This is a genomic window from Acutalibacter sp. 1XD8-33 (assembly GCF_003612555.1).
In the GTDB taxonomy this organism is placed as follows: Bacteria; Bacillota; Clostridia; order Oscillospirales; family Acutalibacteraceae; genus Acutalibacter.
Genome location: NZ_RAZF01000065.1, coordinates 1 through 3041 on the forward strand (window position 1 = coordinate 1; position 3041 = coordinate 3041).

A 3041-nucleotide genomic window follows, 5' to 3' on the forward strand; every position below is an offset into this window, starting at 1 on the left:
TTCATCGGAAACCTGCTTTGCTTGATGAAAAGAAGAGGCTTCCTTCTATTCCAACAAATTTTTTATGAGCCGTACTGTTACCCCAAACGATCGCTCTTTTCACAGGCCGCGATCACTGCCTCCATCACTGCGCTGCGAAACCCTGCCGCTTCCAGCTTCCGCACACCTTGAATAGTAGACCCGCCAGGTGAGCAGACGGTGTCTTTCAGTTCGCCGGGGTGCTTCCCGGTTTCCAGCAGCAGGCTTCCCGCACCGGCCAGCATTTGGGCGGCCAGCTCTACAGCCTGTGCTCTGGGCAGGCCGCAGGCCACGCCCCCATCTGCCAATGCCTCCATAAAGAGATCCGCAAAAGCCGGGCCGCATCCTGCTACAGCGCCTGCGGCACTCATCAAGTCTTCTGGAATTCGCGAAAGCCTCCCTGTCCCTGCCATAAGCTCTAAAAATTTCTGCTCCTCCGGGCCTCTCACCTCTGGACTGGAGCAATATAATGTCATGCCCTGGCCAATTACCGCCGGGGTATTGGGCATAATCCGAATCACCGGATACTTTCCTCCAGCCAGCTCCTGGATCCGGCCTACCGTGAGCCCCGCCGCCATGCTGACCAGTAGAAACCGGTCTGTCCGGCTCTTCAGCACCGGCGAAATTTCCGAGAGAAGCCCTGCCATCCCTTGGGGCTTTACCCCAAGAAAGAGCATGTCCGCTTCCCTCGCCGCAGCCAGATTGTCTGCCGTCCGGCAGTGGAGCTCTGCTGCCAAGGCCTCCGCTTTCTCCAGTGTACGGTTGGCAAGGAGAATATCTTCTCCCACTGTCCGACGGCGGGCCGCCCTTGCCAGAGCTCCGCCCATATTTCCCGTCCCGATAAAACCTAAAATTTTTTTTTCTGGATTTCCCATGAACCCCATTCTCCTTTATCGTGTCTGCCCCTGACCGTAGATAATGTATTTATACGAGGTCAGTTCTTCCAACCCCATAGGGCCCCGGGCGTGGATTTTCTGGGTGGATATGCCAATCTCCGCCCCCAAGCCGAATTCGCCCCCATCTGTAAATCGCGTGGAGGCGTTTACATATACTGCGGCTGCGTCCACAGCGTTCAAAAAGTACTGTGCGGCGGAATAGCTTCCTGTAACAATTGTCTCGGAGTGCCCCGTGCTGTGAGTGTTGACGAACTGGACCGCCTCTTCGATATCCTTTACAGTCCGCACCGCCAGGGTATAGTCCCCGTATTCCGCGTCCCAGTCGCTCTCTTCCGCCAGGATGCCCCTTTCTCCTAAAATTTTCAACGCTTCCCGGTCACAACGCAGCTCCACTTGATCCTGATCCAGCAGAAGCAGGGCTCTCTTCCAAAATTCCTCTGCCACAGTCTGATGCACAACAACACATTCTGCCGCGTTGCACACAGAGGGCCGGGAGCATTTAGCGTTATGCAGAATTTGCGCGCCCATGTCCAGGTCAGCCTCCTGGTCAATATAGATATGGCACACGCCCTCGCCCGTACGGATTACCGGGACGCTGGCCGTTTTGGCTACAGTGCGAATCAAGCCTGCTCCCCCTCGGGGAATTAGCACGTCCAAAAACTTGTCCAGATGCATGAGCTCATGAGCCGTTTCCCGGCTGACGTCCTGTACCAGGGAAATGCTCTCGCGGGGAAGCCCAGCCTTTTCCAGAGCCCGCCTCATAATCCTCTCCACAGCCTGATTAGACCGGATGGCCTCTTTTCCGCCGCGAAGAATGCAGGCGTTGCCCGATTTCAGGCAGAGGGCTGCCGCGTCTACAGTAACATTAGGCCGGGCCTCATAGATAATTCCCACAACACCCAAGGGCACGCGCTTTTTTCCAATTACCAAGCCATTGGGCCGGGTTTTCATATGGTCAATCTGGCCGATAGGGTCTGGCAGCGCCGCTACCTGGCGGACACCATCCACGATCCCGGCAATGCGCTGAGGCGTCAGCGCCAGCCGGTCCAACAGCGAGGGGCGCATTCCCTCTGCTCTTGCCGCCGCCAAATCTTCCGCGTTTGCCTTAAGCCATTGAGCTTGTTCCTCCTCCAAGGCGCAGGCAATGGCCTCTAGGACCCGGTTTTTTCTCAGGGTCCCCGCAGTAGAAAGAGTATAAGCAGCCTCCTTTGCCGCCGCTCCCTGCCTTTCCAACTCTGTCACAGCAATTCCTCCTTTTTCCGGGCCGTAAACCGGGTTCCAATCTTTTTTCCCTCTAGAATCTCATACAGCGCCTCCGGATTCGCCCCATTGGCAATCACCATATCGCATCCCGCCTCCATGGCAATCTTCGCGGCGGAGAGTTTTGTTGCCATACCGCCGGTGCCCTGCCAGGATCCCGCGCCGCCGGCCATTTGCAGAATCTCTGGGGTCAGCTCTGAAACCTGTCGGAACAGCTTGGCGTCAGGGGTGGCTCTGGGGTCAGCGCTGTAGAGGCCGTCAATATCGCTGAGCAGCACCAATAAGTCTGCCCCGCAAAGTCTCGCCACAATCGCGGAAAGGGTATCGTTATCGCCCAGCACCTTGTGCCGCCCTGTTTCGATTTCCGCCGAAGATACCGAGTCGTTCTCATTCACTACGGGAATTACACCAATATCCAACAGCGCCGAAAAGGTCCGGCGCAGATGCTCCGCCCTGGAAGGCTCTTCCACATCGTCGCCTGTAAGCAGAATCTGGGCCATCGTACGGTTATACTCGGTAAAAAATTTATCATAAATATGCATCATGCGGCACTGACCTACTGCGGCGGCCGCCTGTTTCATCCCCAGGGAATCCGGCCTCTGTTCCAAACCCATGCGGGCGGTTCCCACAGCAATGGCGCCGGAGGTCACCAGGATCACCTGCCTTCCCTCGCCGCTTAAATCAGACAGAACTCGCACCAGCCGTTCCATGCTATGCAGGTTCAGCGCGCCGGAGCTATGGGTCAGAGTGGATGTGCCCACCTTGACCACCAGGCGTTTTTCGTTCATTCCACCGCCTCCTTCTACAATAGTAGCATAATAAAGTATAACAGATTTTTACTGAAAAGGAAACGCAAAAAAGCAAAAG

General features: G+C 56.2%; 3 protein-coding genes. All 3 read right to left on the reverse strand.

Going from position 1 to position 3041, the window contains the following annotated elements:
- Window positions 1-77 precede the first annotated feature (77 nt).
- The 3 genes from proC to proB are packed head-to-tail and all read right to left on the reverse strand — an operon-like array spanning window position 78 to window position 2962.
- Window positions 78-893: a pyrroline-5-carboxylate reductase gene (proC, locus tag D7X94_RS17680; protein WP_120429124.1), complete on the reverse strand. Its 816-nt coding sequence runs from the start codon at window positions 891-893 to the stop codon at window positions 78-80.
- Between the two features lie 15 nt (window positions 894-908).
- Window positions 909-2156 carry a glutamate-5-semialdehyde dehydrogenase gene (locus D7X94_RS17685; RefSeq protein ID WP_120429126.1) on the reverse strand — a complete coding sequence of 416 codons (1248 nt, stop codon included), beginning with the start codon at window positions 2154-2156 and terminating at the stop codon, window positions 909-911.
- On the reverse strand, window positions 2153-2962 hold the full coding sequence (gene proB, locus D7X94_RS17690) for a glutamate 5-kinase (protein WP_120429128.1): 810 nt from the start codon (window positions 2960-2962) through the stop codon (window positions 2153-2155). Before proB ends, D7X94_RS17685 begins: the two co-directional genes overlap by 4 nt.
- Window positions 2963-3041 lie beyond the last annotated feature (79 nt).

Coding starts and splice junctions, on each gene's coding strand:
- proB (WP_120429128.1), bottom strand. CDS start 2,962: ATGAACGAAAAACGCCTGGTGGTCAAGGTGGGCACATCCACTCTGACC.
- proC (WP_120429124.1), bottom strand. CDS start 893: ATGGGAAATCCAGAAAAAAAAATTTTAGGTTTTATCGGGACGGGAAAT.